Below are 25,260 nucleotides of genomic sequence, written 5' to 3'. Positions count from 1 at the left end.
ATTGTCGCATCTCCGCGTCTTCCCCCGACCCCTTGGTCGTCTCCTAGCCTTTTGCACGTCGTGCGTCACGGCTCAATGCGGCCCGGGTGGCATCGGTGCGTTTGTGGTTCGCACTTCGGGAAAGTTTCTCGAGTTATTTTTCGGTTCCTTTGAACCAATCCATCGCGCGACGCGACCAAGCGCTGCGTAACAACGTGGTTCATCAAGGAGAACATCCATGTTTATTCGATCAAGAAACGTCGTGCTTGCCGCCATTGCCGTCTCGGTGCTGGCGGGCTGTCAGACGACGGCGCCAAGAGATTGCGACAAGACAAAGCCTGGTGTCACCCACAATGCCAAATGCTGCGGCATCGGCGACGCGCCGTGCCGGGAAGGCAAGAACGGCGACAAGCACGACAACAGGCCCGATCCGCGACCGCAGTGAAGTAGGGCGATCCGGGAGTAAGGGAGGACGAGCGGCACCAATTGCCTACGGGCCCTATTGCCTTACTCCCCACCGGGACGGGCCTCAGGTGTGGCGAGATGCGATACGGCTTGTCTGGATGGTGGGCGTGACAGGGATTGAACCTGTGACCCCTGCAATGTCAATGCAGTGCTCTCCCGCCTTCATGGCGAACTGACGACGACGAAAGACGTAAGAGTTATAGGTACTTAGCTCTCGTCTGACTTCCCCGAAGAGACCTCGATTCTGCTGCTGGCACACTCTTGGCACAGGAAGGGTCTAAAATGGCTAGCATACGCAAACGGGGACAGAGATATCACGTCCAAGTCAGAAGGATTGGTTTCGCGACTAGGACGAAGTCATTCACCAAGCGCTCAGACGCGACGGAATGGGCAAGGCTGATCGAGGGACAGATAGACAGGCAAGAGCTTGCTCCCTGCCGGAAGACGCTGAAAGACATCACTCTGGCTGATCTTGTCACCCGATACCGTGACGAAGTCGTACCGACAAAGAGGGGAGGAGATGTCGAGACAATCGTCCTGAACAGTTTCCTCCGTCATTCGATTTGTCGAAAAGTGCTGTCCGAGCTTCGACCAAGTGACTTCGCGGCCTATCGCGACGAAAGGCTGAAGGATCGAAAGGCTGACGGATCACCCAAGATCACAGCGAAATCTCTGAAGCGGCAACTCGCTCCGGTAAACAACATGTTCCGTCATGCGGCTGTCGAATGGGAGATTCCGCTTCGTGGGAACCCTATGGATGGTTTGAAGCTCCGTGTCGTCGACCAAAGGCGGGAGCGACGGCTTAGGGATGGTGAAGGAGCGAGGTTGGTCACAGCGGCCAAGAAGACCAGAAATCGATACGTCCTACCTATCATCCTGTTCGCCATAGAGACGGCCATGAGACGGGGAGAAATCCTTTCCCTTCGTTGGCGTGACATCGATCTTGAAAGGGGCTCAGCGACGATCCTAGAGACGAAGAACGGCTACAAACGGGTGATCCCCCTGACTGACGATGCGATGTCAATCCTCACAACAATCCGACCAGACGATGCCAAGCCAATCGATCTCGCCTTTCCTATCACGCCAGTCGCTCTAAGGCAGAGTTGGGACAGGCTTACCGAGAGGGCAAAGCTTCAGGACCTCCATTTCCATGACCTCCGTCACGAAGCTGTTTCGAGGCTGTTTGAACTCGGTCTTACGGTCCCCGAAGTCGCGTCGATCTCAGGCCACAGGACGCTTGCTCAGCTAATGCGGTACTCCCATGCCAATCAGGATACCGTCAGAGCGAAGCTTTCTGGTGGGTCGCGGACGAAGCTGACGGGAGGTCAAGAGATCACACGGATTGACGCGCCACCCAGAAGAGAGCTAACTGATTGAAATTTATACGTTTCTTACTCTGCAAGGCCATTCGAAGTAACACTCGACTTCGCCAGACCCTTGCACCAGTCTTCGGCCGCTTCTTCACCTTGCACCATAGATGCTATACGTCACCTCGCTTCGCCGACCAGCCTGCGGACCGACCGACCCGGATGTATGACGTGTCACGCTCTGCCCCAGAGAACGTGTGTATCGCCGCTACCTTCCGGTCTATCCGTTCGAACAACGACGTGCATTCCTCAAAATCGCAATTCGTATAGGGCTCCATCATTAGGATGCCCGTCCGGGTCTTTGCATCGTATGACAGGCTTCGCACGTACTTTGGCAGAATCGAACTGGCAGCCATCCAAATCTCCCTTGTTTTTCCAACGCCAAAATATACAGAAACGAGGCACTACCACAAAGAGCCGAAAAGACTCCTCAATCTCTGAATGAACAAGTAGGGTCTCCCTTAGATTAGGAGGCTATTTTATGGTTGTCGCAGAGACGATTGCTGGCGTTGGCGCTTTCAAAACAATGTTCGACATGGCGAAGGCGCTCAAGGAGATGGACGCCGCGAACACACGAAATATGGCTGTCATGGATTTGCAAGATAGAATCTTGGCGGCTCAAGCGGCGTATTCGACGCTGACTCATCGCATAAGCGAGTTAGAAGCACAGGTTAAAAGCTTCGAGACTTGGGAGGCAGAGAAGAAGCGCTACGAGCTTCGGAAATTTCCCCCTGGCATCCTCATATATCGCCTGAAGCCCGGCATGGAGAATGGCGAACCGCCCCACGAGATATGCGCAGACTGCTATCAGAAGGGCACTAAATCTCTGCTGCACAACCTCGGCGAATCCGAGGGCCTGACTTACTGGAAGTGTCACACCTGCGGTTTTGACAAATCTACAGGTCATTACCTCGCCGTCACATGTCGACCGGAATGAATGGCCATAACCCGCCCTCTCGGACACACCCCTTAGAATCTCCGACGCGATTCGGACCTTGCGGTCCTTTAAGGCTTTTCAGACGATAGCCCCTGCTTAGGTCTCCTTGGCACCTTACAGGGGTTTTCTTTGTTCCGTGCCACATTCTACCTCCCGACCCCTCCGTCACGCTGTAGACCCCCTCCCGTACTGGAAAGAAGGCTATCGAGGGGAACTGGGAGATTCAGGTCCTACGGAACAGGGCTCTAAGAGATTCAGTTGCTAAGAGAACCTCTTGGTACCAAAGCAATTAGAAAAACCTCTAGGTACCAAGAGAACCTCTTAGCTAAGAGAATCTCTTACGCGCACGCGCGAGAGACCTTGCTCGGGCTGCGCCCTTCGTAGTCCTCCGGACCTATCATTTTTGTTGTCGAGCCTAAGGCACAGAGGTCCCGCCTGACACTAGGCTTCTGCCCTTTGGCGTCGTATTCAAAACGCCTATCTTGATCTTCGTCTTTGGGGGCTGACATGGTTCACGATGTCACTCGATCGTACGTTCAAAACCGATCCAAGAAATTCCGGGTCCACGCAAACCGTCTAGGGAAACTCTGCGTCCTTTGGAGCAGCCTGGAATTTGGACGTGACGTTGCTGCTCAACACGTTGACTGGCATCGCTGATCCCACGACCAAAAACACTTTGCTGGGCCTGATGGAATTCAGGGAGAAGGTTCGGGCATTGCTGGCGATAGGGTTCAAACACAAGCCGAGCGACGACTGGTATGACCGCCTTCAACAGACTCTACGTGAGATCGATGAAGGTATTCGCCCCGAACGGAATCGTATGATCCACGATTTTTGGACTGATTTACCTCAAGACGGGTCAGTCCGCCGGATGCAAATAACTCCCAAGATTGTGAATGTGCAGTCGAGACAAAAGCAATTGATTTTGTCGATCACAAAAGCCGTGACCCCAAAAGATATTTCCGACTTGTCTAAGAGGATCGAGCGTGCCAGCGAAGCCGTTATAAAGCTTGATCGGGAGTATGAACTGACAAAGCAAAAGTGAACAATTTCAATGGGCGTGACAAACATTCCGCATAAATTCCAATAGCTTATCCGAGGTCGTGGTTTATTCTGGAGATTATACTTTATTATTGTGGCATACATCCTATGATTTTTAACTGTACTGAAAATAAATTAAGTAATGATTGCAATAACTTATAGTAGATATGTAAAATATGCTTGATCTTGCTCTTGACTTTTACCATGATTCGTGAGAAGATATAGTTGAGGATAGGGTATTTTTATTCGACCTCATTTTGCCATCTGACCCCGTGGCCTTCATTGTCTGACCGCAGACTTTGATCCTTCATTTCAGAAGGGGTCAACTCAAAGGCTAGAGCGAAGCGTGCGGGACGTACCTCAGATGATCCCCGACATCTTGCCCGTTATAAGCGTCTGGAGCGTCAGAGAAGCCGTGTAAACGTGGCTGATTTTAGCGTCCCAGAGGCCACAGAGGGGGGTAGTGCCGGGAAGCCGTGCAAGCATCAAAAATTATCTAATGAAAACAATACATTACCCGAGGTAAAAACGGGGTCTAGCCTCCTTAAAAAGACAGATTTTCCGGTTGATCTTATGGGAGGTCGCTTTCGTCCGTCAGGACAGCGTCAGCCGTTCGATACGAAGCTCCTTCGGAAAGTAATTAACGCAGAGGTGGCAGCATGAGCCAGTCCTCTGTCGAAGTGAAGATTGATGAAGTCTGGTCTGTCGTGCTGCGGAGGATCGTCTGGCTTGAGGGTGCATCTCAGAGAGGATCAGCCGACATGAGGGTGCCTGTCGTTGAGCCTAGAAGTTACCGGTATGTCCTTCGCAAGAGGGGGCGGGACTTCAGGTCTTACGAGACGTTCAAGGAGCTTGTCGAGGGTGCTAGATTCCTGGCTGGCAAGAACTGGGACAAGGTGGCGCTTCGAGTGGTTTCCCTCATCAGGGATCGACAGCCGGATGAACTAGCTGAGCCGTATGATCGCTTCGACAAGCGAAGCTTGGAAGAACTGAAGGGAATACCGCATTGGCTATAACTCTAACGACTTCATTCAGCAGCGTGGCTGACATGTTGGGGGTGCCTGGAGAGCCCAAGGGCTCTGTCCCTGATGGGACCTCCGAGGAAGGCTCGTTCAATGCCCTTGCGGCGTTGCTGGAGGATGGGACCTCTGGGCCGCTGGCGAGCCGTGCAATCAAGACGGCACGGGAGAAATTCTCCTCCCCCGAATTCGACCATTCGCCGTCTGACGAACATTGGCTGGGGCTGAAAGAAATTGCGGACCTCTTTGAAGCGATGGCCGAGGAGGCAGATATCCCCAAACGGTTTATGTCGTCACTTTCTCCGGGGATGGGCAAGACCACAATTGCCATTGAAGCGACGAAGGCATTTCTCGCTGATGAAAGGTTCAAAGGCGATGGCGTGATCTACTTCTTGTCTCGGCTGGAGGAGATCAAGGCGCTGATTGAGGCGATGGGGCTTGATAAGAAAGACGTCGGGGTCCTGACGTCGGACGAAGGAATAAACGCACTCGGCAATCCAACACCGGAAGATGCCCGAGTCCTATTCACGACACAGAACCGCCTTGAGGGCTATTCGAAGAACGGGACGCTCTTTGCCGGAATGAAGCAGCTCCATTACAAGGGCAAGGTCCGGAAGGTCAAAGTCTGGGACGAAGCCATTCTCCCGTCGACAGCGCTGACGCTCGACAAAGATTCGCTCCTTGGAATTTTGAGGGACCTTCGACCCAAGAAGCCTGAGTTGGCAGCCTCGATTGAAGAGTTCGCTATCTCGCTTGGCAAACATGACGGTGACCGGATCACTATGCCGGATATCGACCGTGAGAATCTCAGCCATGACGACTTCAGGGGCTATTTCACCGGTCGGGACAAGGATACCGCTGAAGCGCTCCATTCTCTCTCAGGACGTGTCGTCCGGGTTAGAAAGGACAATCTGAACGGGGCGGTTGGTCTCGATTACGAAGACATTCTGCCGCCTGACATGACTCCGCTGCTCATCCTCGATGCGTCCGGAGGACTTCGAAAGACGTATGGATTTTGGGAGGAACACAGGGGCGGATTGCAGAAGCTCTACTCGCCTCCCAAATCATATCAGGGGCTGACGATCCACCATTGGGACCAAGGTGCAGGGAAGACGGCATATCGCAACCGTGAGCGTCCATTCCCTTGCTGACGGGATAGCGGAGGTCATCAAGTCGCTGCCGGATGATGAAGGCGTCCTAGTCGTCTATCACAAGCCGAAGACATACACCCATCGTGGAGCCGAGAAGCTTTGCCGTGGTGAGTCCGACATGATTGCTGAAGTGTCGGAGCGTGTCGGGCCGGATAGAGGGGTCCAGTTCGTCAATTGGGGACGGCATACGGCGACGAACGAGTTCAAGGATTGCAAGCACGTCATCCTGGCCGGGATACTCCAATACAACGTGGCTCAATATGAAGCGACCGGCAGGGGAGCGAAGAAGGCTTCTGTCGAGGATGATTTCTCGGACGATGATTTCAGGGCAACTCGGATCGGGGAGATTTCACACCATATCTTTCAGGCCGCTTGTCGTGGATCGATACGCAAGACGGTCAACGGTGGATGTCCCGAAGGGTGCAAGCTTTATGTCGTCTTCTCGACAGACCGGGGGAACGGATTCCCGAGGGAACAGCTTTCGGTGATCTTCCCCGATTCGGAGGTTATCGATTGGGTGCCTTCCCATGCCGAGAAACAGTTAGGCGGCAAGGTCGGCCAGACGATTGAGCTACTGAAAAGAGCCGAGCAAGACGGGAGAACCGAGATTGACGCTTCAGAGGTCATGGAGGAGATCGGGGTCAGTCGGCCTAATTTCCTGAAAGACATCGTCGGCCACAAGGGCTTCCAGATTGCGCTGAAGCATATCGGTTGGGAGTACGTATCGACGCGAGGTCGTGGCGGTGGCAGCCGGTTCATAAGACGCCTACCGATAAATGTATGACCGCAGCGGTAATTCCCTTGGTTCCTTCGAGGCCAGACAAAATAACAATTAAATGTATGATCAACTCATATAGGGTTCCTTTATAGGTTCTTCATACAATTAAATTCCCTACTATTGGAACCAAAGCTATTGGAATTCGACATAATATATTGGTCATATCCCTTATGGTCTCTCCAATGACTCCTGCTCAATAACTCTGGACATTGGACTCACCTTATCAAACTGTTGTCACCCGCCACCGGCGGGCTACGCTTGATCGAACCGACTGGCGGAGTCCGACAAGTGAATCAATAGCCCAGACGCATTGGGCAAGAGCTATCGACCAAAGCAATTAGACAAGTCCGAAAGCCAAACCGATATTCCGGATTCCAATAGTAGGGACCGCCCTTGGCTTTTTTGTTTGTCGATAGCCCAGAGAATTCCCCCCGGTGAAACTCCCAGAATTTCTGTGAGAAAATTTCAGATGGCCATACCTAATGCTCGGGACCGGGTGCGTCCCCCCTGTACCCCTAGGTGGGGGTGCCTGTGGGAGCGTTCGAAGGCGGTTGGCACACTGCTGGCACAGTTCATTGCCCCTGCCTGTCGTCTCCTTTGGTGTCGTGTCTGACTGTCTATGCGCGGCTTCGGATGGCTTGTGTAGCTCTAGAAAAGATCATAGACTGCGTAAGCAGCTGAATTTATTCAGTCTTTTCGGGAGTGCGGAGCGCAGTGAAGCACGACAAGGGAAGCACGTAGGCTTGTCTGGATGGTGGGCGTGACAGGGATTGAACCTGTGACCCCTGCAATGTCAATGCAGTGCTCTCCCGCTGAGCTACACGCCCATCCGAAGCCGCGCATACACCACTTTTGATCCAGCGCGTCAATAGGTCGAAAAGGGAAAGAAAGGCTCGTTTTGTCGCGCCGCCGAGGAGGCGCCGGGATCGAGCCGGAAGTGCTTCAGGCGGCCTGCAGCATCTTTTCGACCTCATTGACGAGGTCGCGCAGGTGGAACGGCTTCGACAGGACCTTGGCGTCCTTCGGGGCCTTTGAATCCGGATTGAGCGCAACGGCGGCGAAACCGGTGATGAACATGACCTTGAGGTCGGGATCGATCTCCGTTGCGCGGCGGGCAAGCTCGATGCCGTCCATCTCGGGCATGACGATATCGGTCAGCAGTAGCGAGAAAGGCTCCTCGCGCAGCCGCTCATAGGCACTGGCGCCATTGTCGAAATCGCTCACCTGGTAGCCGGCTCGCTCCAGCGCCTTGACGAGGAACCGGCGCATATCGTCGTCGTCTTCCGCCAGCAGAATGCGTGCCATCATATCCCGTCCGAATCACCCGCCCCGACATTGGCGCCGGGCAAGCCCGTTAACCATCCTGTATATGAGGAGGTGACGGTAAACATCAAGTGAACGATGGCAGCATTATCCCGACTTTGGCTGAGCCGTCAGGGTGCTGAAATGCTGGACATGCGGCCGGCGAGATGGCACTTTCAAATCATGATGCAGTGCTGTTTCCGGGTTCGCACAAATTGAAGACGGCAGCCGAGGATTTTTCGGTCGTTCCACCCTTCGAAATCCGATCGGGCGCCGAGCAGCGCGTTCCCTTCCTCTTCAACTCGCCGCATAGCGGCCGCTACTATCCCGACCGCTTCCTGGCCATGGCGCGGCTCGACCGCAACGCCATCCGCCGGTCCGAGGATTGCTATGTCGAGGAACTGTTCGGCGGCGCCGTAGCGCTTGGCGCGCCGATGCTGGCGGCGAATTTCCCGCGCGCCTATCTCGACGTCAATCGAGAGCCCTGGGAACTTGACCCGCGCATGTTCGCCGAACCGGTGCCGTCCTTCTGCAACATCCGCTCGGCGCGGGTGGCGGGCGGACTTGGCACCGTGCCGAAGCTGGTGGGGGAGGGGCTCGACATCTATTCCGGCCGCCTGCCGCTGGCCGAGGCCGTGGCGCGTATCGAGACCGTGTACAAACCCTATCACGAGACGCTGAAGCGGCTTCTGACCAAGACCCATGCGCGGTTCGGCTATGCCGTGCTGATCGACTGCCACTCAATGCCCGCCAGCATCAGGGTCGGCGACAATGGGGTGCGGCCGGACTTTATCGTAGGCGACCGGTTCGGCATCTCCGCCACGGCCGCCTTGACCGAGACGGCGATCGGCCTGCTCACCGGCATGGGCTATACCGTCGCCCACAACAAGCCCTATGCTGGCGGCTTCATCACCGAGCATTACGGCCGGCCTGCGCGCCATCTCCACGCGCTGCAGATCGAGGTCAATCGCGGGCTTTACATGAATGAGCGGACGTTCCAGAAATCCGCCGGCTTCGATGCGCTTGCCGACGATCTGGCGCGGTTCTCGGCCGACCTGATGGCGATGCCAGATCACCATTTCATCGACCTGCCGCTGGCCGCCGAATAGGTTTGGCGCCAGGCAGCACAGGTCAACGCCGCGCGCCGGTGTCGCGGCCAAAAAAAGACCGCATCGTTTGCACGACACGGTCGAAGTCTAGGGAGGAAACGCCCAAGGAGGGCATGGACAGGAAGACCTGTCCGAGAACAAATCTATTGTGCGCTGCACAAATGTCAACCGACTTACGGCTTTTTTAATTCACTATGAAGTGGAAATTGCGTTTCGATGACGCTTGCGTGACATTCGGGCAACAGTGTTCGTGACGCCGGAGGGCTCCCAAGCCCTTGCTCCGGCGCGAAATCACCGGCAATGACGACATGCTGCAACGCGGGAGAATCAGTTGGACATCAGCATCGATTTCATGCGGCGCGTCGCGGATGCCGCCGCCGCCGAGACGTTGCCGCGCTTTCGTAGCCGAGGCGCCGTCGCCAACAAGGAGGCGGGCGGCTTCGACCCGGTCACCGAGGCCGACCGCGAGGCCGAGCGGGTGATCCGGGCGCTGATATCGGCGGAATATCCCGATCATGGCATTTTGGGCGAGGAGCATGGCAGCGAGAACATCTCCAGCAGGCATGTCTGGGTGATCGATCCGATCGATGGCACGCGCGCCTTCATCTCCGGCCTGCCGGTCTGGGGAACGCTGGTCGGGTTCACGGTCGACGGCGATGCCGTCGCCGGCCTGATGTCGCAGCCCTTCACCGGCGAGCTGTTCTACGCCAACGCCTCCGGCTCCCACTATGAGGGGCCGGGCGGGCCGCGCAAGCTTGCGACGCGCAGGACGACGGAGCTCAGCAAAGCGACGCTGTTCACCACCACGCCGGCACTGTTCAAGGGCGAGGCGCGCACCCGCTACGACCAGTTCGAAAAGCAGGTCCAACTCGCCCGCTACGGCACCGATTGCTATGCCTTCGCCATGGTCGCGGCGGGAAGCGTCGACATCGTCGCCGATCCCGGGCTGAAGCCCTACGACATCGTGGCGCTGATCCCGATCATCGAAAAGGCCGGCGGCATAGTCACCACCTTCGACGGCGGACCGGCGGAAAAGGGCGGCGACATACTGGCAGCGGCGACGCCGGAACTGCATGCCGCGGCGATGGCAGCACTGCGCGGCTAGGGTCCGTCGATATTCAGGTGATGCCGGCCTGACCTGAATCTCGACGAACCCTTGGCGCGGCGACCAAACAGGCAGCCGCCAAATCCAATTGCGCAATCCTCCTGACAGGCAGGTGTCAGTATCCTTCCGCTATAGAAGGGTCTCACTTGAGGGAGGATCGCACATGCAGACGCAGTCAACAGCCAGCCGTCCAGACAAGAAGCCGGCGGACGGCCGAACCGATTTCGATTTCTTCCACGGACGCTGGGCGGTCAGCCATCGACGGCTGCGCACGCGGCTGGCTGATGATACCAACTGGGACATGTTTGGCGGAACGTGTGACGTGCGCCCGATCCTCGGCGGGCTCGGCAATGTCGACGACAATGTAATTGAATTGCCCGGCGGCGCCTACCGTGCCGCCACGGTACGGACCTTCGATCCGGCGACGAAGCAGTGGTCGATCTGGTGGATCGACGGCCGCAATCCACTGACCATCGACGTGCCGATGCGCGGGTCGTTCGAGGACGGCGTCGGCACGTTCCTGTGCGACGACGTCTTCGAAGGGCGTCCGATCCGAGTCCGCTTCCTCTGGTCGGGGATCACCGAAAAGTCTGCGCGCTGGGAGCAGGCCTTTTCGCCGGATGGCGGCAAGACCTGGGAAACCAACTGGATCATGGAATTCGCGCGCCAGGCCTGATCTCCAACGGACCGCGCCTGCAGATTGCTAGCGCTCAGACGTCGTCGCCGGTGCCTGGGATGAAGGCATCGAAGGCGGCGAGGAATTGCTCGCGGTACATGTCTGCCTCCTGCAGGATTTCATGCTGCGCGCCGTCGATCATCAGCAGCGAGCCGAGGCGCAGACGCCTGGCGTAGGCCTCCACCGCCTTGGTCGAAACGACTTTGTCGGCGCCGGCGGCGATCACCAGCATGGGGACCTGGATCGCGGCGACAAAATCCGGATCGCTTACGGCTTCGGAAGCTTCGGCGGCGGCTTTCAGCCAGCGGATCGTCGGGCCGCCAAGCGACAATTGCGGATGGGCTTCGTAGATCCCCGTGTTGCGGCGGTAGCGTTCCGGATCCGATGTCACCTTGTTGACAGAGAAGGGGGTGGTCTGCTTCGGCCGCGGTCCCCATGCGGCATAAAGCCGGCCGAGGCCCAGAAGGCAAAACAGTGTGCAGACGCGGCGAACCGTCGTTATCGACACCGGGAGGTCCGGCAAGGTCAGAAAAGGGGCGATCAGCACCATGCGCCGCACCCGGTTGACCATCGAGGGCGAGGCAAGCAGGGCGACCACCGCACCGGCTGAATGGGCCAGGATATAATAAGGCCCGCGGCAATCGGGCAGCACGATCTCTTCGAAGAACTGTTCCAGGTCGCTGGCGTATTCTCGAAAGCTGCGGACATAGCCGCGCTGCCGGTCGCGGATCAGCCGGTCGGAGCCACCCTGGCCGCGCCAGTCGAAGGTGGCAACGCCAAAGCCTCTTTCGGTAAGGTTGCGAATGGTCTCGAAATATTTCTCGGTGCACTCGTTGCGACCGGTCAGCACCACCACCGTTCCCTTGATCGGGCGGGTTACAGCGCCAAAGAGGCCATAGCGGATCCGCTTGCGGTCGCGGGTGGTGAAGTAACCGCCTGCCGCGTTTACCGGTGACGGATTGCCAGGAAATTCGTGGAAGAGGTCCGTCATTCGGCGTTTCGTTTTTCGTGTCGCGCCAGCGAGGCGTGGCACGGTGATAGACGCCAATGTGGCAAAAGCAAAGGGCCTCCGCTTGGAGGGAAGGCAGGACCTTCCGGCAACGAATGAGGCCGGAAGCAGCCTGCGGCGTGCTTCCGGCCTCTGTCGATCCGGGAGGAAGGGACGTTACACCCGGTTCGGCCTCGTCGCGGCGCTTTATCGGTGCCGCCTGTTCTTGATCCTGGCCGCACTCTAGCGCCGCCTGGCTGAACGGTCGCCGAAGCGGCGGTTCATCTGCCGTTCATCGAAGCGCGAATTCGCCGTCCGGCAAAAATCTTGAAATGGGCTTTTGCGCTCCCCAAATGTTGGATGCGGTCGCCAATGTCGGGACCGCTGGCCCATCCGGAACGCCGCTCAAGGGTTTCGCACCGGCCAAACGCAAACCATGTTGCTCAACAGGAGAACACCTCATGCGTCACGTTGATTTTTCCCCGCTTTATCGCTCGACCGTCGGCTTCGACCGTCTCTTCACCATACTGGATTCGCTTGCCCAGCCTGAGAGCGCGCAGACCTACCCGCCCTACAACATCGAACGCACCGGCGAGGACGCCTATCGCATCTCGATGGCGGTTGCCGGCTTCTCGGAGGACGAGATCTCCATCGAGGCCCACCGCAATGTGCTGACCGTGAAGGGTGAGCGCAAGGAAGAGGGCAATGGCGAAGGTTCCGAGCTGCTCTATCGCGGTATCGCCTCGAGGGCCTTCGAGCGCCGCTTCCAGCTTGCCGACCATGTCGATGTCATCGGCGCCACGCTGAAGAACGGCCTGCTCTTCGTCGACCTCAAGCGCAACATCCCCGAGGAGCTGAAGCCGCGCAAGATCGCGATCACCGCGTCTTCGGCCAAGGCCAGGCAGATCGAGGCCAAGACCGCCGCGTAATCGCGGATATCTCGAACGACAAGTCCGTCTCCTCCCGAGACGAAAGCGGCGCCGAAAGGCGCCGCTTTTTGTTTGCCCTGATGTCCGTGCCATCCCCAACCAAGGATACTGGCCCTTTCGCGGCAAGCCCCGCTGAACGAGGTTTTCGTCCTGCGAATGGATCGACGGCATGTCTGATTTTTCCCTGGCACTGACGGGCACAATCGCCATCACCTTCCTGCTGGCCGGCATCGTCAAGGGTGTCACCGGCATGGGCTTGCCGACGCTGGCGATGGGGCTTCTCGGCACCGTCATGCTGCCGGTCACGGCGGCGTCGCTGCTGATCGTCCCGTCCTTCGTCACCAATGTATGGCAGCTGTTCGCGGGCCCGAGCTTTGTATCGATCCTGCGCCGGCTGTGGCTGATGATGGCCGGCATCCTTATTGGCACCGTTGTCGGGGCAAGGCTGCTGGCCAGCGACAACGTCAAATGGACGACCGCCGGCCTTGGTGCCGCTCTGGTGCTCTACGCCGCCTACACGCTGCTGGCGCGGCAGCTCAGCATTCCCAGCAAGGCGGAGCGCTGGTGGTCGCCGGCCATCGGCTTCCTAACCGGCCTTGTCACCGGCGGCACAGGCGTGTTCGTGGTGCCGGCGGTGCCTTACATCCAGGCGCTGGGGCTGAGCCGGGACGACCTGATCCAGGCGCTGGGTCTTTCCTTCACAGTGTCGACCATTGCGCTGGCAGTCGGCCTCGCCTCGCATGGCGCATTCGAGATCAAGCATATCGCGACGTCGGCGCTGGCCGTGGCGCCGGCCTTGCTCGGCATGTGGCTCGGCCAGCTGCTCAGGCAGCGGATCAGCCCGGCGACCTTCCGGCGCTGGTTCCTCATCTTCCTGACCCTGCTTGGACTGGAACTGCTGGTGCGGCCCTTTCTGGCCTAGCCGTTTCCTGGCCCGATAAGCAAATGACCGATGTGGTCGACCTCTTCGGTTGTGGTCGCGAAGCTGGCGACGAAACGGTAGATCGCTTCATTGTCGCCGAGGTGGCCGTCGAAGCCCTGGGGTACGCCCCATTCGTAGAATTTGGCGCCGGCCGCCTGCAGCTTTTCGGCACTGGCGCGGTCAAGGATGGCGAAAACCTCGTTGGCCTGCGGCAGCCAGGCCAGTCGGCCGGCCGGCGCGTCTTCGATCGTCTCGGCCAGCCGCGCGGCCATGGCGTTGGCGTGGCGCGCCATCCTCAGCCAGAGATCGTCGGTGAAATAGGCTTCGAACTGGGCCGAGATGAAGCGCGCCTTCGAGAAGGTCTGTCCGGCGCGCTGGCGCAGCAGGCGCAGATCATGCCCGATGTCGGGGTTCAGGACCACGATCGCGTCGGCCATCCAGCAGCCGTTCTTGGTGCCGCCGAAGGAGATGATATCGACGCCGCTCTTCCAGGTCATTTCCGCAGGCGAAATGTCGGTCGCAGCAACGGCGTTGGCGAAGCGCGCGCCGTCCATGTGCAGAGGCAGCTTGTGGCGGCGAGCGACCTCAGACACGGCTTTGACATCCTCTACGGTGTAGACCGTGCCGACCTCGGTCGCCTGGGTGATCGTCACCGCCATCGGCTGGCCGGCGGGGGCGAGGTCTTGCGAGTAGCGTGTGATGGCGCGGTCAAGAGCCTGCGGATTGATGCGCCCCAACGGTCCGGGGACCGGCGACATGCGCGCTCCACCGGTGTAAAAACCCGCGGCGCCGAATTCATCGACGTTCATATGCGCCTCGGAATGGCAGAAGGCGACGCCGCCGATACGATTGCATGTCGCCATGGAGAGCGCGTTGGCCGCCGTGCCGGTGGCGACGAAGAACACCGCGACCTCCCGTTCGAAGATCTCGCTGAAGCGCCGGTAGACGGCGCGGTCGAGTTCGCCGTCGCCATAGGCGGTCGCGATGCCCGTGGCGTGCCGGGACAGATTGGCCGAGATGTCGGGATGGACGCCCGCCCAGTTGTCGGATGCAAAGAACATTGAGAGGTCCGTATCTGGTTTGAAAAACGGGCGGACCATGGCTGCTTTGGGGTTTGACGCGCAAGGGCCAAGCGCTGGAAAAGCGGTAAAGCCAGCCAAGCCAGGCGGTGGGGGTGGCGACTGAAGGTTACGTTTCTACCCAACCCGCGCGAAATTTTATGTCGCGAATTGACCAACATTTTTGTGAATCGGTCTTGTGTGGGTCTGGGATTTCTGTCATAAAAATTTAGGACAGTAGTGCTGTCTTATTTTGTCGCACAAATCAGGCTGGATTGGCGTATCATTTGGGCCACTCCGGCCGTTGCCGCGAGCGACGGGTAGACGGCTCGGCTCTGGCCTGTACGATACCGGATACGAACCGGGCGGTAAGCCGCATGGTTCGGCAAGGATTTCGCAAGACGTGCAGCAATGATGAAGGGGAAGCTATGCGCTTCCCGAGGCAAACCAGCGCCTGAAGGGCTGGGAACGGAGGACAGGACGATGACGGAATTGACGCTATCTGCGATCAACGGCCAGGCCGCGCAGACGAAAGCGGCTACCGTCAAAAATACGTCCCTGACCAACGTAGGGCACACCGCCAACGGTTTCGCCGCGCAGGGCCTCTACGATCCGCGCAACGAGCACGATGCCTGCGGCGTCGGCTTCATCGTCAACATGAAGGGCGTGAAGTCGCACGGGATCGTCAAGGACGGCCTTGCGATGCTCGAGAACCTGACGCATCGCGGCGCGGTCGGCGCCGATCCGCTGGTGGGCGACGGCGCCGGCGTTCTGGTGCAGATTCCAGATCGTTTCTTCCGCGAGGAGATGGCCGCGCAGGGCATCGACCTGCCGCCGACGGGTCAGTACGGCGTCGGGCACTGGTTCATGCCGCAGGACGCAGCATTGCGCGCCCATATCGAGGACATCATCGCCGAATCGGCGCAGTCCGAGGGCCTGCCGCTGATCGGGTTCCGTGACGTGCCTGTCCACAACTCGTCCCTGTCGAAGGCTCCCAACATCGTGGCATCCGAGCCGTTCCATCGGCAGGTCTTCATCGGCCGCACAGCCGACATTACCGACGACGAGGAGTACGAGGCCAGGCTCTATCTGCTGCGCAAGGTCATATCGGGCCGCATCTACGCCGAGAACGACAACAAGGACATCGGTTCCTATTGCGTGTCGCTGTCGGCGCGCACCATCGTCTACAAGGGCATGTTCCTGGCCTATCAGGTCGGGGCCTATTACAAGGATCTCATCGATCCGCGTTTTGAGACCGCGCTGATCCTCGTCCACCAGCGCTTCTCGACCAACACCTTTCCGTCGTGGAAGCTGGCGCATCCCTACCGCATGGTCGCGCACAATGGCGAGATCAACACCGTGCGCGGCAACAACAACTGGATGGCGGCGCGCCAGGCGTCGGTCGATTCCGAGCTGTTCGGCAACAACATCTCGAAGCTTTGGCCGATCTCCTACGAAGGCCAGTCCGACACCGCATGCTTCGACAATGCGCTCGAATTCCTGTTCCAGGGCGGCTACAGCCTCAGCCACGCCATGATGATGCTGATCCCGGAAGCCTGGGCCGGCAACAAGCTGATGGATCAAGACCGCAAGGCCTTCTATGAATACCACGCCGCGCTGATGGAACCGTGGGACGGGCCGGCGGCGGTCGTGTTCACCGATGGCCGTCAGATCGGCGCCACGCTGGACCGCAATGGCTTGCGCCCGGCGCGCTACATCGTCACCGATGATGACCGTGTCATCATGGCTTCCGAAGCCGGCGTGCTGCCGGTGCCGGAGGAGCGGATCGTCAAGAAGTGGCGGCTGCAGCCCGGTCGCATGCTTTTGATCGACCTGGAAAAGGGCCGCATCATCTCCGACGAGGAGATCAAGTCGGAGATCGCGACCAAGCACCCCTACAAGAGCTGGCTCGCCAACACGCAGCTCATCCTGGAAGATCTGAAGCCGGTCGAGCCGCGTGCGCTGCGCAAGGATGTCAGCCTGCTCGATCGCCAGCAGGCGTTTGGCTACAGCCAGGAAGACACCAAGCTTTTGATGTCGCCAATGGCCACCACCGGCCAGGAAGCGGTAGGTTCGATGGGCACCGACACGCCGATCTCGGCGATGTCGGACAAGTCGAAGCTGCTCTACACCTATTTCAAGCAGAACTTCGCCCAGGTCACCAATCCACCGATCGATCCGATCCGCGAGGAGCTGGTGATGAGCCTGGTCTCGTTCATCGGTCCGCGGCCGAACATCTTCGACCTGGTCGGCAATTCGCGCCGCAAGCGGCTCGAGGTGCGCCAGCCGATCCTGACCAATGGCGATCTGGAAAAGATCCGCTCCATCGGCCACACCGAGGACCGCTTCGACACCAAGACGATCGACATCACCTACGGGTCGAACGAGGGCGCGGCCGGCATGCAGGGCGCAGTCGAACGCCTGTGCGAGCGCTCGGAAGCCGCAGTCGCCGGCGGCTACAACATCATCATCCTGTCCGATCGCCAGGTCGGACCGGACCGTATAGCCATCCCCGCGCTTCTCGCAACGGCCGCGGTGCATCATCACCTGATCCGCAAGGGATTGCGCACGTCGGTCGGTCTCGTCGTGGAATCCGGGGAGCCGCGCGAGGTGCATCATTTCTGCTGTCTCGCCGGCTACGGTGCCGAAGCGATCAATCCCTATCTCGCCTTCGACACGCTGCTCGACATGCACAAGCGCGGCGAACTGCCGGCCGAGGTCGACGCCTATGAAGTCGTCTCCCGCTACATCAAGTCGATCGGCAAGGGCATCCTCAAGGTGATGTCCAAGATGGGCATCTCGACCTACCAGTCCTATTGCGGCGCGCAGATCTTTGACGCCATCGGGCTGAAGTCTGACTTCGTCGAGAAGTATTTCACCGGCACGGCGACGCTGATCGAAGGCGTCGGGCTGGATGAGGTTGCCGGCGAGACTGTCAGCCGTCACACTGACGGGTTCGGCAACGATCCGGTGCTGCGCAACAGCCTCGAGGTTGGCGGCGAATATCTCTTCCGCATGCGCGGCGAGGCCCACATGTGGTCACCCGACGCGGTCGCCACCTTGCAGCATGCCGTGCGCCAGGGCTCGTGGGAGACGTTCAAGGACTATTCGGCGCAGATCGACAGCGAGACCGCGCGGGCGCAAGCCATCCGCGGCCTGTTCAAGATCAAGCTGGCGGAAGAGAGCGGTCGCAAGAAGGTCGCGCTGGAAGACGTCATGCCGGCGGCCGACATCGTCAAGCGCTTCTCGACCGGGGCGATGTCGTTCGGCTCGATCTCTCGCGAAGCGCACACCACGCTGGCGCGCGCCATGAACGCCATCGGCGGTAAGTCGAACACCGGCGAGGGTGGCGAAGAGTCCGACCGCTATCTGCCGCTGCCCGGCGGCGGCAAGAACCCCGAACGCTCGGCGATCAAGCAGGTCGCCTCCGGGCGGTTCGGCGTCACGGCGGAGTACCTTGTCAACTCCGACATGATGCAGATCAAGGTCGCGCAGGGCGCCAAGCCCGGCGAGGGCGGCCAACTGCCCGGCCACAAGGTCGACGCGACCATCGCCAAGGTCCGGCATTCGACGCCGGGCGTCGGCCTGATCTCGCCGCCGCCGCATCACGACATCTATTCGATCGAGGATCTGGCGCAGCTGATCTACGATCTGAAGAACGTCAATCCGGCGGCAGACGTTTCGGTCAAGCTGGTCTCCGAGGTTGGTGTCGGCACGGTTGCAGCCGGCGTTGCCAAGGCGCGCGCCGACCACATCACCATCTCCGGCTATGACGGCGGCACCGGTGCATCGCCGCTGACCTCGCTGAAGCACGCCGGCAGCCCGTGGGAAATGGGTCTTGCCGAAACGCACCAGACGCTGGTGCTGAACGGTCTGCGGTCGCGCGTGGCACTGCAGGTCGATGGCGGCCTGCGCACCGGCCGCGACGTCATCATCGGCGCGCTGCTCGGCGCCGACGAGTTCGGCTTCTCGACCGCGCCGCTGATCGCGGCCGGCTGCATCATGATGCGCAAGTGCCACCTCAACACCTGCCCGGTCGGCGTCGCGACGCAGGACCCGGTGCTGCGCAAGCGCTTCAAGGGCACGCCCGAGCACGTCATCAACTTCTTCTTCTATGTTGCCGAGGAAGTGCGCGGGCTGCTCGCCGAAATGGGCTTCACCCATCTCGACCAGATCATCGGCGATACCGACCTTCTGGAGAAGCGCGACGTGATCCAGCACTGGAAGGCGCGCGGGCTCGATTTCGGCAGGATGTTCTTCAAGCCGGACGCCCCGCATGAGGCCGTGCACTGGACCGAGCGGCAGAAGCATCCGATCGACGACGTGCTCGACCGCAAGCTGATCGAACTGGCGAAGCCGGCGTTGGAGGCGAAGCTGCCGGTGACGATCGAGCTGCCGATCCGCAATGTCGACCGTTCGGCGGGCGCGATGCTGTCGGGCGAAGTAGCCAAGCGCTTCAAGCACAAGGGCCTGCGCGAGGACACGATCTCGGTCAAGCTCACCGGCACCGCCGGCCAGTCCTTCGGCGCCTTCCTGGCGCGCGGCATCTCGTTCGAGCTGGTCGGCGCCGGCAACGACTATGTCGGCAAGGGCCTGTCGGGTGGCCGCATCGTCATCCGTCCGCCGGATGAGGCCAAGATTGTCGCGGCCGAGTCCATCATCGTCGGCAACACAGTGCTCTACGGTGCGACCGAGGGCGAGGCCTATTTCGCCGGCGTCGCCGGCGAGCGGTTCGCGGTGCGCAATTCGGGCGTTGCCGCCGTCGTCGAGGGCGTCGGCGACCATGGCTGCGAATATATGACCGGCGGCATCGTCGTCGTCATCGGCAAGACCGGCCGCAACTTCGCCGCCGGCATGTCGGGCGGCGTCGCCTATGTTCTGGACGAGGAAGGCGACTTCGCCGAGCGCTGCAACATGGCGATGGTCGAGCTTGAGCCAGTGCCGGAGGAAGACGATCTTATGGAGAAGCTGCTCCATCATGGCGGCGACCTCGACCACAAGGGCCGCGTCGACGTCTCCGGCGACATGACCAGCCACGACGAGGAGCGGCTCTATCAGCTGATCTCGAACCACGTCCACTTTACGGGTTCGGTGCGCGGTCGCGAAATCCTCGACAACTGGACGGCTTTCCGGCCGAAATTCCGGAAAATCATGCCGGTCGAGTATCGCCGCGCGCTGATAGAGATGGAGCGCATGCGCATGAGCGTGGCGGCGGAATAGGCTTTGGGCGTTGCCGGGGAGCAAGGCTTCCCGGCCGACACCTCATCAACAATCCTGACCTCGGACTGAAGGTTGCCATGGCTGCCTTATGAGGTTAACGGGTGCGCCAACGAGCGTGCCTTCGGACAGCAGGGACTGGACTATGGGCAAGGTAACAGGCTTTCTCGAGATCGACCGGCAGGTGCACAAGTACCAGCCGGCCTCCGACCGCATCCGGCATTTCCGCGAATTCACGCTGCCGATGTCGGACAAGGAGGTCGAGAAACAGGCTGCGCGCTGTATGGATTGCGGCATTCCGTTCTGCCACGGGCCGACCGGCTGTCCGATCCACAACCAGATCCCGGACTGGAACGACCTCGTCTACAATGGCGACTGGGACAATGCGATCCGCAACCTGCATTCGACCAACAATTTCCCGGAGTTCACCGGCCGCATCTGTCCGGCACCCTGCGAGGAAGCCTGCACGCTGAACCTCGAGGACATTCCGGTCGCCATCAAGACCGTCGAGCAGGCGATCGCCGACAAGGCCTACGAGACCGGTCACATCCGGCCCTATCCGCCGGAGAAGAAGACCGGCAAGCACGTCGCCGTCATCGGCTCGGGGCCGGCCGGCATGGCGGCCGCGCAGCAGCTCGGCCGCGCCGGTCACGACGTGCATGTCTATGAGCGCGAAAGCCGCCCGGGCGGGCTGATGCGCTACGGCATTCCCGACTTCAAGATCGAGAAGCACTATATCGACCGGCGCATCGAGCAGATGCAGGGGGAGGGCGTGACCTTCCATTGCGGCGTCAATGTCGGCGTCGACAAGCCCGTGGCCGAACTGCTCGCCGAGTACGATGCGGTACTCTATTGCGGCGGTTCGGAAACGCCGCGCGCCGCCAGCATCCCCGGCGACGATCTCGGCGGCGTCTACGATGCGATGCCTTACCTGGTGCAGCAGAACAAGCGCGTCGGCGGCGAGCCGATCCAGTCGGTGGCCTGGCCTTCGCATCCGATCATCGCCAGCGGCCAGCATGTCGTGGTCGTCGGCGGCGGCGACACCGCCTCCGACTGCGTCGGCACCGCTTTTCGGCAGGGCGCGGTCCGCGTCACCCAGCTCGACATCCGGCCGCAGCCGCCGGAGAAGGAAGACAAGCTCGCGGTCTGGCCCTATTGGGCGACCAAGATGCGGACCTCGTCGTCCCAGGCCGAGGGTGCGGAGCGCGAATTCCAGGTGGCGACACTCGAATTCATCGGCGAAGAGGGTCAGCTGACCGGCGTCAGGTGCTGCGAGGTCGACGACAAGCGCAAGCCGATCGCCGGCACCGAATTCGTCATCCGTGCCGACCTCGCCTTCATCGCCATCGGCTTTGCCGGGCCTGCAGCCGCTGGCGTGGTCACGGAACTCGACGGGCAGATGAAGATCGCCACCGACAGCAGGCGTTCCAGGAATGTCGAGGCCAATGACCTCGATTACAGGACCAGCGTCGACAGGCTCTACGCAGCGGGCGATGTGCGCCGTGGCCAGTCACTGGTGGTCTGGGCTATTCGCGAAGGCCGCCAGGCGGCGCGTTCGATCGACGAGGCGCTCATGGGATCGAGCGTTCTGCCCCGCTAAGGAGTGATTGCCGTCGTCTTGTCGGTCACGGCGGCAGTGGCGGGCTGGGTTTTCGGCGGCGAGGAGAAATCATCGGCGCGGCCAGGCGAAGCATCGTGCGCCTTGCCTTCGATGACGAGTTTTTCGCCGGGCAAATTCGGGTTGCCCTTTACAGGCGGCGCGGCGCCGAGAAGTTCGGAGCCGCCGTCGAGCGCCGGATCGCCAAGCAGCATTGGCGGGGTGCGGTCGACCACGATCGGAGCGGCAGCCGGCGCCGGTGCTTCCACCGGTGCGCCAGCGGGGGCGGAGGCTGTCACCGCGCCTCCCGGCGTGGTGATGCCAAGGATCTTCATCAGCGGCTTTTCCGTATAGAAGGCGAGCTTGCGCTTGCCGGCCTTCGACACGTTGATGCCGTCGTCGGAGCGCAGGCGCACCGGCTGGCCGTTGATGTCGGGGCCGCTGGTGACGAAGGCGCCGTTCTCGTCGACGAAGCCGTCCCAGACATCGACGAATTCGCCGCCATGCTTTTGCGCCGCCGAGTGGTAGATGTCGTTGAAGGCCAGCATGTCGGAGGTCATTTTCGAGACCCGGAACGCCGGCATGCCGACCCACAGGAACGGCACCTTGGCGGCGGCGATGGCGCTGCCGAATGCATCGGTCCGGCGTTCATATTCCTTGGTCCAGTTCTCCGATCGCGGCTGCTCGCGCACGTCGGCGACCTTCATCTGCTGGCGATCGTTGGAGCCGAGCATGACGACCACGGCCACGGGCCTTTCGGTCTCGATCAGCGATTTGATCTGTTCCGGCCAATTGTAGAAATCGTCGCGCACGAAACCGGATGAGCCGTTGCTGCGCGCGACAATCCTGACGCCGGGATTCTCGGCAAAGGCGGTATCCAGACCTTCGGCGAGACCCGCCGCCATGAAATCGCCGACCACCAGGACGACGCGGGCATCCGGCGTCTTTTCCACGATCGGCGTCGCCGGTTCGGCCGGAAGGCGGGGCCGGGATTTTTTCGCCTTGGACTTCGGCCTTGCCTTCTGGATGTCGAGCGGTGGTTCGACCCGCTCGCTGCGGCGCGGAAACAGGAGATCGCGCAGAGACCAGCCGCGATTTTGCTGTTCCTGCGCCAGGGCCGGCGTGTGAAAGGCACTGGCCGCCGCGACAGCCAGGACGGCGATCGCCAGAATCAGGATCGGCATGCGGCGAAGGATCACCCGGATACGCGCAACCGAAACCAAGTATTCCCCCCGTTTCTAAGTCAGCTCTACTTTTGCCGGAGCGATTTGAGCACTTCCATGCTTGGATAGCCGTCCTGGGTCAAGCCGGTCTTTGCCTGGAAGGCCAGGATGGCAGCTTTCGATCCGTCACCGATCTTGCCGTCGAACTTACCGTTATAGTAGCCATGCTCGGAAAGCCGTTGCTGAAGCTCCTGCCTTTCCTCGAAGGTGAGCTTGGTGAAAGGCCGTTTCCAATCCTGCACCAAACCGCCATAGCCGGCGATTTCGTCGGCAAGAAGGCCGACGGCGAGCGCGTACTTGTCGGCGTTGTTGTAGGCCTTGATGACCGAGAAATTCTTGACCATCAGGAAGGCTGGCCCGCCACGGCCATCCGGCACCTTCAAAGTCGCCTTGTCGGAGCCGTTCTTGAAAGGCTTGCCGCTGGCCCTGACAACGCCGAGCGCCTGCCATTGCGCCAGCGTCTTGGAGCCGCCGGGAAGTTTGCCGGCCGGCAAGGTGACCTCATAGCCCCAGGTTTTGCCGGCCTGCCAGCCGTTCTTCCTGAGCAGGTTGGCGGCGGTCGCCAGAGCGTCTGGAATCGAATTCCAGATGTCGCGCTTGCCATTGCCGTCCATGTCGACCGCATAGGCCTGATAGCTGGTCGGGATGAACTGGGTGTGGCCCATCGCGCCGGCCCAGGAGCCGCTGAGATGGCTTTCGTCGATATCGCCCCTCTGCAGGATCTTCAGTGCCGCGATCAGCTGGGTGCGGGCGAACTTCGATCGCCTCGGGTCGGCATAGCCGAGCGTCGCCAGCGACCGGATGACATTGCGCATGATGTCGTCGCGCTTGAGGATCTCGCCATAATTCGATTCCATCGACCAGATGGCGAGCAAAATGTTGCGGTCGACGCCAAATCTGGCCTCGATCCTGTCCAGCCAAGGCTTCCATTTCCTGGCCATCTGCTGGCCGACGGCGACCGACTGGTCATGGACGCGGTTGTCGAAATAGTCCCAGGCGGGAGCGGTGAATTCGGGCTGGGTGCGGGCCTTCTCCAGCACCACCGAGTCGATATCGTTGATGTTCTTGAAGGCCTGGTCGTAAAGCGCCCCGGAAACGCCGCTCTGCACCGCCGTGGCGCGGAAGCTGGCAACCCATTGCCGAAACCCGGCATCGGCGAAAGCGGGCCCAGCGGGCATCAGCAGGGCAAGCGAGAGGCTGGCCGCCGTCACGGCGCTTGCCAGGCGCTTTGCGGTGCTGCGAACGGACATCTTTTCCTCCTTCGTCATATCAGGAAGATCATTCATCGCCGAACCCGGTTAGCATTTAGTTTACCATAGGTGGGGTCGGGAACGAAAAGACGCCTCGATGCTTTACGCACTGCAATGTTTGGTCCTGCTCTTGTATGCGTCTCGATTCCGGCGCGAAAATGTCTCAGAACGGGATTGCGGAGCGGGCCCTCAAACGGATAATTGACAGCATGAAGAGAGTTCGCAAGGCAGTCTTCCCGGTCGCCGGCCTCGGCACGCGGTTCCTCCCGGCCACCAAGGCCATCCCGAAGGAAATGCTGACGGTCGTCGACAGGCCGGTCATCCAGTATGTCGTGGACGAGGCGCGCGATGCGGGGATCGAGCACTTCATCTTCGTCACCGGCCGCAACAAGGCGGTCATCGAGGATCATTTCGACGTCCAGTTCGAGCTCTACGACACGCTTGCGCAGCGCGGCAAGGACGACCAGCTCGCCCGCCTGCAGCGGCTGCAGCCGGCGCCCGGCCAGACCAGCTTCACCCGCCAGCAGGTGCCGATGGGGCTTGGCCATGCCGTCTGGTGCGCGCGTGAGCTGGTCGGCGACGAGCCCTTCGCGCTGCTTTTGCCCGACATGATCATGCAGTCGGAAAAGAGCTGCATGAAGGACATGGTCGAACTCTATGCCGAGACCGGCAACAACATCATCGCGGTGCAGGAATGCGATCCGGCCGAGGCGCACAAATACGGCATCGTCGGCCGCGGCGAGGATACGCATCACGGCTTCCGCATCACCGGCATGGTCGAGAAGCCGAAGACGGGCACCGCGCCGTCCAACCTGTTCATCAACGGCCGCTATATCCTGCAGCCGGAGATATTCGGAATCCTCGAAAGCCAGGAGCGCGGCGCCGGCAACGAGATCCAGCTTACCGACGGGATGCTGAAGCTTGAAAAGCAGCAACCCTTCTACGGCTACCACTATCAGGGCCGCACCTTCGATTGCGGTTCGCCGGAAGGCTTCGTCGAAGCCAATGTCGCGTTCGCCCTGTGGCGTAACGACATGAACGAAAACATGCGCGGTGTCATACGCACGCTGCTCGATGAGATGAAGCCCTCCGAGCGCCGCGGCGCCGCCCTCTAGCGCATGCAGGTGTTCAAGTGATGCCGCCTGCG

20 protein-coding genes and 1 tRNA gene are annotated in these 25,260 nt (G+C 60.3%); 15 read left to right on the top strand and 6 right to left on the bottom strand.

All coding sequences use genetic code 11. The features are described 5' to 3' along the window. The first annotated feature begins 217 nt into the window (after positions 1 to 217). The 7 genes from A6B35_RS28080 (at position 218) to A6B35_RS28045 (ending at position 6,743) form a co-directional block, all read left to right on the top strand. Positions 218 to 424: a hypothetical protein gene (locus A6B35_RS28080; RefSeq protein WP_006199480.1), complete on the top strand. Its 207-nt coding sequence runs from the start codon at positions 218 to 220 to the stop codon at positions 422 to 424. A 302-nt stretch (positions 425 to 726) separates the two neighbouring features. Then, positions 727 to 1,821, top strand: a complete 1,095-nt coding sequence (locus A6B35_RS28075; protein WP_006199479.1) for an integrase — start codon at positions 727 to 729, stop codon at positions 1,819 to 1,821. Positions 1,822 to 2,292: 471 nt separating this feature from the next. Next, positions 2,293 to 2,748, top strand: a complete 456-nt coding sequence (locus A6B35_RS28065; RefSeq protein WP_006199477.1) for a hypothetical protein — start codon at positions 2,293 to 2,295, stop codon at positions 2,746 to 2,748. A gap of 619 nt (positions 2,749 to 3,367) precedes the next feature. Continuing rightward, positions 3,368 to 3,793 (top strand): hypothetical protein, encoded by a 426-nt coding sequence (locus A6B35_RS28060; protein ID WP_065518296.1) that lies wholly within the window; start codon positions 3,368 to 3,370, stop codon positions 3,791 to 3,793. A 655-nt stretch (positions 3,794 to 4,448) separates the two neighbouring features. Beyond that, positions 4,449 to 4,805, top strand: coding sequence for a hypothetical protein (locus A6B35_RS28055; protein WP_006199475.1), 357 nt, complete (start codon positions 4,449 to 4,451; stop codon positions 4,803 to 4,805). Between the two features lie 23 nt (positions 4,806 to 4,828). Continuing rightward, a complete protein-coding gene (locus A6B35_RS28050) occupies positions 4,829 to 5,959 on the top strand; it encodes a hypothetical protein (protein WP_139032158.1) in 1,131 nt (376 codons plus the stop codon). Next, entirely contained in the window at positions 5,937 to 6,743 is an 807-nt protein-coding gene (locus tag A6B35_RS28045) for a hypothetical protein (protein ID WP_040581747.1), read from the top strand. The genes A6B35_RS28050 and A6B35_RS28045 overlap by 23 nt, the downstream gene beginning before the upstream one ends. A 746-nt stretch (positions 6,744 to 7,489) precedes the next feature. Here the strand turns inward: A6B35_RS28045 and A6B35_RS28040 are convergent. Both A6B35_RS28040 and cpdR read right to left on the bottom strand, forming a co-directional pair. Then, positions 7,490 to 7,564 (bottom strand) — tRNA-Val (locus A6B35_RS28040). 115 nt (positions 7,565 to 7,679) lie between these two features. Next, a complete protein-coding gene (cpdR, locus tag A6B35_RS28035) occupies positions 7,680 to 8,042 on the bottom strand; it encodes a cell cycle two-component system response regulator CpdR (RefSeq protein ID WP_006199474.1) in 363 nt (120 codons plus the stop codon). 164 nt (positions 8,043 to 8,206) lie between these two features. Here cpdR and A6B35_RS28030 point away from each other — a divergent pair, with 164 nt between their 5' ends. The 3 genes from A6B35_RS28030 to A6B35_RS28020 all read left to right on the top strand — a co-directional run bounded on the left by A6B35_RS28030 (position 8,207) and on the right by A6B35_RS28020 (position 10,929). After that, a complete protein-coding gene (locus A6B35_RS28030) occupies positions 8,207 to 9,148 on the top strand; it encodes an N-formylglutamate amidohydrolase (protein ID WP_006199471.1) in 942 nt (313 codons plus the stop codon). A 331-nt stretch (positions 9,149 to 9,479) separates the two neighbouring features. Next, complete coding sequence (gene hisN / locus A6B35_RS28025) at positions 9,480 to 10,253, top strand: histidinol-phosphatase (RefSeq protein WP_006199470.1); 774 nt, start codon at positions 9,480 to 9,482, stop codon at positions 10,251 to 10,253. 163 nt (positions 10,254 to 10,416) lie between these two features. Continuing rightward, positions 10,417 to 10,929: a DUF1579 domain-containing protein gene (locus A6B35_RS28020; protein ID WP_006199469.1), complete on the top strand. Its 513-nt coding sequence runs from the start codon at positions 10,417 to 10,419 to the stop codon at positions 10,927 to 10,929. Positions 10,930 to 10,963: 34 nt separating this feature from the next. On the opposite strand, the gene A6B35_RS28015 is transcribed toward A6B35_RS28020, so the two are convergent. Then, positions 10,964 to 11,920 carry an alpha/beta fold hydrolase gene (locus A6B35_RS28015; protein ID WP_006199468.1) on the bottom strand — a complete coding sequence of 319 codons (957 nt, stop codon included), beginning with the start codon at positions 11,918 to 11,920 and terminating at the stop codon, positions 10,964 to 10,966. A 458-nt stretch (positions 11,921 to 12,378) separates the two neighbouring features. Here A6B35_RS28015 and A6B35_RS28010 point away from each other — a divergent pair, with 458 nt between their 5' ends. Together A6B35_RS28010 and A6B35_RS28005 are read left to right on the top strand one after the other, a co-directional pair. Further along, a complete protein-coding gene (locus A6B35_RS28010) occupies positions 12,379 to 12,846 on the top strand; it encodes an Hsp20 family protein (RefSeq protein ID WP_006199466.1) in 468 nt (155 codons plus the stop codon). A gap of 169 nt (positions 12,847 to 13,015) precedes the next feature. Beyond that, complete coding sequence (locus A6B35_RS28005; RefSeq protein WP_006199465.1) at positions 13,016 to 13,768, top strand: sulfite exporter TauE/SafE family protein; 753 nt, start codon at positions 13,016 to 13,018, stop codon at positions 13,766 to 13,768. On the opposite strand, the gene A6B35_RS28000 is transcribed toward A6B35_RS28005, so the two are convergent. Further along, positions 13,765 to 14,829, bottom strand: a complete 1,065-nt coding sequence (locus A6B35_RS28000) for a threonine aldolase family protein (RefSeq protein ID WP_040581746.1) — start codon at positions 14,827 to 14,829, stop codon at positions 13,765 to 13,767. The genes A6B35_RS28005 and A6B35_RS28000 overlap by 4 nt on opposite strands. Positions 14,830 to 15,309: 480 nt before the next feature. Between A6B35_RS28000 and gltB the strand changes: the two genes are divergently transcribed. Then, complete coding sequence (gene gltB, locus A6B35_RS27995; RefSeq protein ID WP_006199463.1) at positions 15,310 to 20,046, top strand: glutamate synthase large subunit; 4,737 nt, start codon at positions 15,310 to 15,312, stop codon at positions 20,044 to 20,046. 142 nt (positions 20,047 to 20,188) lie between these two features. Continuing rightward, positions 20,189 to 21,643, top strand: coding sequence for a glutamate synthase subunit beta (locus A6B35_RS27990; RefSeq protein ID WP_006199462.1), 1,455 nt, complete (start codon positions 20,189 to 20,191; stop codon positions 21,641 to 21,643). Here the strand turns inward: A6B35_RS27990 and A6B35_RS27985 are convergent. Both A6B35_RS27985 and A6B35_RS27980 read right to left on the bottom strand, forming a co-directional pair. Continuing rightward, positions 21,640 to 22,863, bottom strand: coding sequence for an SGNH/GDSL hydrolase family protein (locus A6B35_RS27985; protein WP_006199461.1), 1,224 nt, complete (start codon positions 22,861 to 22,863; stop codon positions 21,640 to 21,642). The genes A6B35_RS27990 and A6B35_RS27985 overlap by 4 nt on opposite strands. Positions 22,864 to 22,889: 26 nt before the next feature. Further along, a complete protein-coding gene (locus A6B35_RS27980) occupies positions 22,890 to 24,113 on the bottom strand; it encodes a lytic murein transglycosylase (protein ID WP_040581751.1) in 1,224 nt (407 codons plus the stop codon). Between the two features lie 209 nt (positions 24,114 to 24,322). Here A6B35_RS27980 and galU point away from each other — a divergent pair, with 209 nt between their 5' ends. Then, the gene (galU, locus tag A6B35_RS27975) at positions 24,323 to 25,228 is read left to right on the top strand and encodes a UTP--glucose-1-phosphate uridylyltransferase GalU (RefSeq protein ID WP_006199459.1); all 906 of its coding nucleotides are present in this window, start codon (positions 24,323 to 24,325) and stop codon (positions 25,226 to 25,228) included. Positions 25,229 to 25,260: the final 32 nt, after the last annotated feature.

This window comes from Mesorhizobium amorphae CCNWGS0123 (assembly GCF_001686985.1).
GTDB lineage: Bacteria > Pseudomonadota > Alphaproteobacteria > Rhizobiales > Rhizobiaceae > Mesorhizobium > Mesorhizobium amorphae.
The sequence above is the reverse complement of the archived record's forward strand: the minus strand, read 5'-3'. Positions and strand labels throughout refer to the sequence as shown.

Bases quoted from the DNA above. Each gene is read 5' to 3' on its own strand.
- A6B35_RS28080 (WP_006199480.1), top strand. From the start codon at position 218: ATGTTTATTCGATCAAGAAACGTCGTGCTTGCCGCCATTGCCGTCTCG.
- A6B35_RS28075 (WP_006199479.1), top strand. From the start codon at position 727: ATGGCTAGCATACGCAAACGGGGACAGAGATATCACGTCCAAGTCAGA.
- A6B35_RS28065 (WP_006199477.1), top strand. From the start codon at position 2,293: ATGGTTGTCGCAGAGACGATTGCTGGCGTTGGCGCTTTCAAAACAATG.
- A6B35_RS28055 (WP_006199475.1), top strand. From the start codon at position 4,449: ATGAGCCAGTCCTCTGTCGAAGTGAAGATTGATGAAGTCTGGTCTGTC.
- cpdR (WP_006199474.1), bottom strand. From the start codon at position 8,042: ATGGCACGCATTCTGCTGGCGGAAGACGACGACGATATGCGCCGGTTC.
- A6B35_RS28030 (WP_006199471.1), top strand. From the start codon at position 8,207: ATGGCACTTTCAAATCATGATGCAGTGCTGTTTCCGGGTTCGCACAAA.
- A6B35_RS28020 (WP_006199469.1), top strand. From the start codon at position 10,417: ATGCAGACGCAGTCAACAGCCAGCCGTCCAGACAAGAAGCCGGCGGAC.
- A6B35_RS28015 (WP_006199468.1), bottom strand. From the start codon at position 11,920: ATGACGGACCTCTTCCACGAATTTCCTGGCAATCCGTCACCGGTAAAC.
- A6B35_RS28010 (WP_006199466.1), top strand. From the start codon at position 12,379: ATGCGTCACGTTGATTTTTCCCCGCTTTATCGCTCGACCGTCGGCTTC.
- A6B35_RS28005 (WP_006199465.1), top strand. From the start codon at position 13,016: ATGTCTGATTTTTCCCTGGCACTGACGGGCACAATCGCCATCACCTTC.
- A6B35_RS28000 (WP_040581746.1), bottom strand. From the start codon at position 14,829: ATGTTCTTTGCATCCGACAACTGGGCGGGCGTCCATCCCGACATCTCG.
- gltB (WP_006199463.1), top strand. From the start codon at position 15,310: ATGACGGAATTGACGCTATCTGCGATCAACGGCCAGGCCGCGCAGACG.
- A6B35_RS27990 (WP_006199462.1), top strand. From the start codon at position 20,189: ATGGGCAAGGTAACAGGCTTTCTCGAGATCGACCGGCAGGTGCACAAG.
- A6B35_RS27980 (WP_040581751.1), bottom strand. From the start codon at position 24,113: ATGTCCGTTCGCAGCACCGCAAAGCGCCTGGCAAGCGCCGTGACGGCG.
- galU (WP_006199459.1), top strand. From the start codon at position 24,323: ATGAAGAGAGTTCGCAAGGCAGTCTTCCCGGTCGCCGGCCTCGGCACG.